This is a genomic window from Methanoculleus sp. UBA208 (assembly GCF_002498065.1).
Lineage (GTDB): Archaea > Halobacteriota > Methanomicrobia > Methanomicrobiales > Methanoculleaceae > Methanoculleus.
This window is the reverse complement of record NZ_DAFZ01000082.1, coordinates 26,526-33,780: the sequence shown is the minus strand read 5'-3', so window position 1 is coordinate 33,780 and position 7,255 is coordinate 26,526. Positions and strand designations below refer to the sequence as shown.

Below are 7,255 nucleotides of genomic sequence, written 5' to 3'. Positions count from 1 at the left end.
CCCTGTCCCCACCCCCCAGACGCGATATCCACTGGAAATCCGTGTATGGGTTGCGAGGGACAGAATGCCAACTATTCGAAACGGTGCTTGGTTTTGGGTGACAACCGGCGTTCACTCCACCCTCTCCGCCTCTCCTCGCCCACTCACTCCACCCGCGCCCGCATCACCGTGAGCCGGACTCCTGCCTCGCCGTCAAGGTCGAACGTCCGCTCCTCCCCGTGCGCCCGGCAGAACTCCTGGAGGTCGAGCATGTGCCGGAGCCCCGCCGCCGCCTTCTCGTTCTGCACCAGTTCGAGCGGCGGCTCAAGGAGCGGCCGGGGCAGGAAGACCGTGCATTTCGCCCGGCTCCGGGTCAGCGAGACGTTCAGGCGGTTCCTGCTGTAGATGAACTCGGCCTCGGCAAGAGCGGTCTCGACGTCGCTCACGCCGTAACTGACGATGACCGCCTCCGCCTCCTGCCCCTGCATCTTGTCGACGGTGTCCACGAACGGCGGATACTTCCAGGCCCGCACGCCGGCGAGATGGTTCCGGATGGCGCCGATCTGGGCATGGTGCGGGCTGACGATGAAGAGCCCGTGCCGCCAGAACCGGTAATCCCCGTCCTCAGTCGCCGGATACCGTTCTCCTGAGCCGGGGTCGGCGAGCCTCTCCCGGAGCGCTCCGCTCAATCGGGCGACCAGTGCCCCCTCAAGCCGGTTCTCCACAGTCGTCCGGACGCCCTCAAGGACACAGAGCACGAGCGGGTATGCCGGGTCGAGGACCCATTCCATCCAATCCTCCCCTGGCGGACCCGGGGCAAGGGCGATCCGCTGCGCTGCGATCGCGTCGGTGGCGGGGGCATACCCGGTGCCGTAAAGCGTCTCCGCCGGGAACCGGGATAGAGTGCGGTTCATCCGCCAGTTCTCCTGGAGCTGACAGGTGTAGACGGGGCGGCCGGGGTCGTCGCGGTGCCGGAGGTAGGCGAAGACGGAGTCCTCGAGCCCGGGAAGACCGTCTTCCGGTACCGGATACGCCCCCTGGACGACCGGCGGGAGCTGGAGGTCGTCTCCCGCGAGGATGAGCCTCCCTCCCTCGTCGAGCATCGGGAGCACCATCGCGAGTTCCGCCGGCCTCATCTGCGACGCCTCGTCGACGATCAGGAGGTCGAGTGACGGAAGGGACTTCTCGAGCCTGCCGAAACTGTGCACCGTCCCGCCGAGGAGGAGGGCCGGGTAGCCGACGACGGTCTCGGCCCGGTCGTGGGGCAGCACTTCGAGGCTCCTCTCCGCGCCGGGTGTCCGGATATCCCTCAGCTTGTAGATCGGAAGACCGGCGGCAAGGTCGAACCCGTCGACCGAGGCCTGCACCTTGACGAGCAGATTCTCGATGGCGGCGTGAGTGAACGCCGTCACCCCCACCCGGATTCGCTCCCCGTGCGCCCGCCGGGCTTTGACCAGGGAGAGGACGGTCGCCGCGAGGAAATGCGTCTTCCCGGTCCCGGGCGGCCCCCAGACCAGGGTCAGGCGGTTCTCCGTCACGTGGGAGAACGCCCTATTCTGGCTTTTCGTGAACCCGGCATCGCGGGCGAGCCGTTCTGTGTCGGCGATGACCCCTTGTGGCTCGGCGATTGGGGCGGCGAACCCCCGCGGGTCCCGGAGGAGGCGGATGAACGCGTTCTCCGGCTGCCCATCCAGGGCGAGGAGGCGGTCGACGTAGCGCGGCGCGGTGAAATCGGTGAACCGGGGGTGCAGCACCGCGAGATCGCCCTCGGAGAAGGGCGCGTGGTCCCGGGGGTAGGTCACCTCCAGCACAAGCCCCCTGACCTCCCCGGCCGTCCGGTCGACGATGCTGTCGTGGACCCTGGCGAAGCAGACCCCGCTGTTCCCGGGGTTCGGGCTGCTCCGGTAGCGGAGGTCGTCGAACGCGAGGAGGGCCTCCTCACCCGCATCGCCGTCCGGCACGAGGAGGTAGCTGAACGCCTGCGACTGCTCGAAGAGCGAGAGGTCAAGGGGAGCGAGTACCTTCCAGAAGTTACCTTCGCTCTTTTTGACGGGGATGCTGACGGCGTCCCGGACCCTTGCAGCCCGCGGTCTGCTCCGCAGTTCCTGCACCCGCCGGGCACCCATGGCCGATTCGTACTCCGCGATGAAGAGGAGGCGCGATATCTCCGGCGCCGCGGCATCCCACGGGCGCGGGAACCGGAAGTTCTCCGCCCACCGCACGAGTTTTTCCTTCGTCCGTTCGCGGAGCCCGTCGAGGACGCTCCCTGCCGCCAGCAGGCGGCGTGAGACCTCCTGCCGGACCCAGTCTGCAGCCTCCGGCCGGTTCCCGTGCCATGCCATGGTGATGGCGTCGCTTTTCATGGCGTTGCCGTGCTCGTTCCAGAAGAGGGAGCCCGCATCAAGCCGGTACGCGAACCGGGAGGAGGGGATTGCCGCGAGGACCTCGGGCAGGCGGAGCGTGAACGGGACGGGAAGCGCGAGCAGCCGCCGGATCTCCCTTGTTATAACGACGAGCGGGAAGGGGACGGACGCGTTCGGGTGGCTTGATCCGAGAGCGATGCCGGGATCCTGGTAGTAGAACCGCAGCCGGAGGGCGTCCTGTGCGGTCACGGGGTCGTCGATCGCCTCTTCGAGCAGCCGGGGGAAGAGTTCCTCCTCGTAGGCGTCGTAAACGTAGGTCTGCACCGACTTCCGGTCCGCCCAATCGCGGCCCCTGTTGTACTCGTCGACGGCCGCGAGTTCCGCGGCGAGAGCCCGGACGAACTCCCGGCGCGCCCCGGTGCAGTCGGCGGAGTCTGCCGCAACGAAGATCGCTTCATGCGAGGCCGTCCCGTAGACGGCTTTGCCTCTGCTCCGCCGGAACCCGAGGGTGTATGTCCGGCCGGAGACGGGATCCTTCTGGAGCGTCAGGATGACGGCGATATCCTCGTAGACGGGGAGGGCGAGCGAGGTCGCGGCGAGCGAAACGACTTCCCCCGTAGAGAGCGCCCGGACGGTCGCCCGCAGGCGGTCGCCCTGGCCGGCGAGCGACCCGCAGTTGTCGAGGCGGCGGTCGCTCTCGGGGTCACGAAGGAACGCCTCCAGGTCGGAGAGAGTGTTGATCGAGACCCCTCCGTCCCACGGGGCCTCCCGCAGGTAGCGCCGCCCGACGGACGAGAGGCCCGGGATCTGCGAGACCGAGGAGGAGGCCTCCGCCTCGGTGCGGCAGTGGGGGTAGAACTCGCAGGACTCGCACCGCGACGTGAGGTGCCAGGGCACGTCCCCCGGCGGGCCGGCAAGGATGCCCGGGAGGCGGTGGCGGAGGAAGTCCTCGATCACCCGTATATTGAGGTGCAGGCCGAAGGGTTCCGGTTCGTCCTCCCCGTAGAGCCAGATCCCCGCCCGGTTTCGGTCGACCCGGAGATCGAGCCCGAGCAGATCCAGGGCATGATCGAGGATCAGAACATACAGCGTCGCCTGGATCCGGTGGCTGACGCTGAGTTCCTCGCTTGCCTTGATATCGACGATCTGCAGGCGCCGATCCTCGTCAAGCGTGACGAGATCCGGGCGGCAGGGGGAGAACCGGTGCATCCCCGGGTCAAGATCGTAGCTCTGCAGGAAGTGGACCGAGACCGGGATGGTCGCCTGGTAGATCGCCTCGCCCGGGGAGAGCCGGGGGAGGAGGTCGAAACTCTCCTCGATGGAGAACGACCTCTCAGAGATTGCCCCCGTCCCTTCCGGGAGCCGCACCCTTCCTGCGAGTTTTGTCCGGACAACCTTCTCCTCCCACCGGATGCCGGCATCCAGGAGGGCCCGGGTCACCGGGCTCGTGTCGATCGCGGCTGCCGGGATGCCGGCGTTCTCGCGCTCCTGCTCCGGGGTCGCATGGTAGCGGAGGTAGCGTTCGCAGTCGTGGTAGAAGAACCGGCCGATGAGCGACGGGCTGAGGTTGAAGCGGGGCATGGACGGTCTCGGGAGGGTCGGGAGCGCTCCCGGTTGTGACTCTCTGTTTGTGTGGTCGTGGGAAAACAGTTTTTATTGGGGTTTCCGTTGAGATTTGCAACTGGTGCGCGTCCGTGACGGATACGGCTCAATCACCGGCACAGGGGTTTCCTGGAGTGATTCCGGGGTGTCACCCCGTCTTTGAGGGAATGGGCCTCTCGAGCACGAATACAATTGTGTATGGAACGTACACGCTGCGGCGCACCGAGAAGGGCCGGCCCTGCCCTCAGTCGGTCGCGTTCGCCGTCGCGTCTGCGGCAGTCTCGTTCATTGCCTGCAGGGTCACGTCCGGCGGGATCATGACCGCATCGATGGCATGAATGACACCGTTTACGGCCGGAATATCGGCCCGAACCACCTCTGCGGCGTTCACCGCCAAATTACCGCCGGAAGCGCCGACCGCGACCGGGTTGCCCTGTACGGTCGCAACGGTATCGTTTGCGGCGAGGTCGGATGCCGTGTATTCGTCCGGAGCCATATGGTAGAGCAGGATCTCGGCGAGGTTGCCCTTCGGGTCGCCGAAGAGTTCTTCCATCGCGGTGTCCGGAAGCCGGCCGAATGCCTCGTCCGTGGGTGCAAAGATCGTATAGGGTCCCGGCCCGGCGAGCGCCCCCTCGAGCCCGGCGGCATCGATCGCGTGAATGAGGGTCGAGAAGTTGCCGTCCCGGGCCAGTACCTCGCCGATTGTCAGGCTCCCGCCGGCCGGCGCCTCGATGGGAGTTCCGTTCGTCCGGTCCGGGGCATCATCCCCTGTCAGGCCCGTGCAACCGCAGATGAGAACCCCCGCTCCGATAGCCAGAATGGTTATGAACAGCGCGTGATTCGTTCGCATGGTCCCTCCTGGAGACTGTATGCTCCGACCCTCCTCTCTCGTTGCCTCTACATAAAGTGTTGGTCGCCGGCATCCGGCAACCGGGTTTGGGGCACCCTACTTCCAGAGGTTCAGGGTCGAGACCACGTGGCGGGCCGGATCGTAGACCCTGACGGCATGGTTCCCGGTATCGGCGATGTACCAGAGGCCCGCGAAGTTGACCAGACCGTTCGGCTCGTTCAGCCTCGCGTCCCCCGACAGCCCGTCCCGGTCGCCGCGGTCGCCGCTCCCGACCGTGGTGAGAACCCAGTCGGTCTCCGGGTCGAACTGCTTGATCTTATGGTTGTGGGTGTCGGCGATGTAGAGCGACCCCTGCCGGTAGGCGATGCCCATCGGGTGGTGGATGCGGGCCATCCGGGCGATTGTGTCGAGGTCGCCGAAATCCTCCGGCGAGTGCCCGATGCGCGTCTCGACCATTCCCCGCTTTATACGGCGAATCGCCGAAGCCCCGCTGTCGGCGACAAAGAGCGCCTCGCCGTCGGTGACGATGCCGGCGGGTCCCGCGAAGGCGGCCTCCCGAAGCGGACCGTCGACCAGGGCCTCCCGGCCCGACCCGGCGTAAGGCTCTATCTCGTGGGTGGCGAGGTCCATCCGCCAGACCTGGTTCGCCCCGGCCATCGCGATGTAGAGGTAACCGCCCAGCAGTTCGAGGTCCCACGGCGCATTCAGCGCGGCTTCGGTGCCCGGTCCGGCAACGCCTGCCGACGGGGCAGCAAGACCCGTTCCGGCGATCGTCGTAACCCTGCGCTCAGCCCGGGAGACCATCCGGATCGTGTGGTTCCCGGCATCCGCAACGTAGAGGACGCCTGCTTCTTCGTCGAAAACGAGCCCCTGGGGCTGGTAAAACGCGGCCTCATCGAACGGCCCGTCGGTGTTCCCGGCAGCCCCCGAGCCGATCGTCTCCACGATCTTTCCGCTCACGTCGGCGACGACTATCCGGTGGTGGCCGGAATCGCTGATAAACAGCCGCATCCCCGCATTGTCCGCCGCAACCTTGCCGGGACGGTACAGGCTTCCTTCCCGTGTCGTCTCCGGAGCGGTCCCCGGCTGCAGCCGTCCCTTCTCCAGCAGGCCGCGCTGTTCGAATTCCGTTGCCATGCGGTCGACCTTGGGGTGGAGCCGTCCGTAGAGCCCTTCCCCGGCGGTCTTCCCGACCACGTTTCCTCCCGGGTCGATGAGGACGAAGGTTGGCCAGTCACGGACCCCGAAGGCCTGCCAGAGCAGGCGATCGCGGTCGATGGCGACGGGGTGATCCGCTCCGGCACGGCGGACCGCCTCCCGGAAGTCGCCGGCAACGGATTCGAACCCGGGCGAATGGACCTCGACGATCACCAGGTCCGGGTGCTTCTCCTTGAGTTGCCGTATCTCCGGCGCCAGCCGCATGCAGTTTGCGCAGGTGAACGTCACAAAGGAGAGCAGGACTATCCTGCCGGAGAGGTCGCGGACGGAGAGGGGGCGGTCGACGTTGAGCCACTCGAGACCCGGAGGGAAATCAGGCGCGGCCATTGGTTTCATGCGGCACCCTCTGGCGTTTCAGGGTTATGAATGTTGGCGAGGGTCCGGCCCGGCTCATCACGCCGGCGGCCCTGCGTACGCCATCCGCGGCGCGGCGAGCATCTCTTCGCAGAAGGCGATCGCCGCGGGAACCCTGCTCTTCTGGTAGACCACGGGTTTGATGAGGGGCTTTTCCGGACGGCTGCCGATCACCTCAAAGACCTGCGACCAGGGCACCTCGTCGGTCATCGACGGTGGGCGGAGATCGCTATGGATGTGAAAGGCCCGCAGGGCATCGGGCGGGATCTCGCCGAGCACTCCGGCGAAGTCCTCTTTTGTGGCGGCGTGGAGATGCCAGGGATCGAGCGCTATCCCGGCAAGTCCGGCTATCTCGGGATGGATCCTCTTGAGCACCGTCCAGAATGCCCGCATCTGGCTTCCTGTGGAGATGCCCTGGTCCCTGTGGTGCTCGAGCAGCACCAGGGGCTCCACCCCGAAGGCGTTCCAGTGGGCGGCGATCAGGGTATGCATCGCCGTGACGATATCGGAGTGGGCGTTCCTCCGGTCGCCGGGATGTATCTCGATGATCTCCGGGGGAATGCCCAGGAAGTCTTCGATCTCAAGGAGCATATCCCCGAAAGCGACCACCCAGTCCGGGTCGCGCCACCGCAGATCCGCCGTCACCTGCCGGCTGTGCCGGTCCTTTCGTGGGATGGCCGGCTCGGTGTGCAGGAGATACCTGAGGGGGCCCGGGAGGTCCGTATTCTGTTCGTAAAGGTGCTCGACGGACGACCGGGTGAGCATGGACCCGATCTCCTGCCCGGTTCGCTCCACCTCCGATCCGTTCTTGATGAAATCGGCGGGGATCTCGATATACGCACATCCGAGCGGCTCGGCGAGGCGCCAGCGTTCGAGAAACCCGCCTCGC

At 66.6% G+C, this 7,255-nt stretch carries 4 protein-coding genes; all 4 read right to left on the bottom strand.

Annotated elements, in window-relative coordinates; translation table 11 throughout:
• Positions 1–143 precede the first annotated feature (143 nt).
• The gene (locus tag BRA62_RS08765) at positions 144–3,923 is read right to left on the bottom strand and encodes a bifunctional RecB family nuclease/DEAD/DEAH box helicase (protein ID WP_292366189.1); all 3,780 of its coding nucleotides are present in this window, start codon (positions 3,921–3,923) and stop codon (positions 144–146) included.
• A 265-nt stretch (positions 3,924–4,188) separates the two neighbouring features.
• Positions 4,189–4,794 carry a fasciclin domain-containing protein gene (locus BRA62_RS08760; RefSeq protein ID WP_292366188.1) on the bottom strand — a complete coding sequence of 202 codons (606 nt, stop codon included), beginning with the start codon at positions 4,792–4,794 and terminating at the stop codon, positions 4,189–4,191.
• A 96-nt stretch (positions 4,795–4,890) separates the two neighbouring features.
• Positions 4,891–6,348 carry a thioredoxin-like domain-containing protein gene (locus BRA62_RS08755; RefSeq protein ID WP_292366187.1) on the bottom strand — a complete coding sequence of 486 codons (1,458 nt, stop codon included), beginning with the start codon at positions 6,346–6,348 and terminating at the stop codon, positions 4,891–4,893.
• A gap of 57 nt (positions 6,349–6,405) precedes the next feature.
• A partial coding sequence (locus BRA62_RS08750; RefSeq protein WP_292366186.1) for a hypothetical protein occupies positions 6,406–7,255 on the bottom strand: 850 nt, incomplete at its 5' end.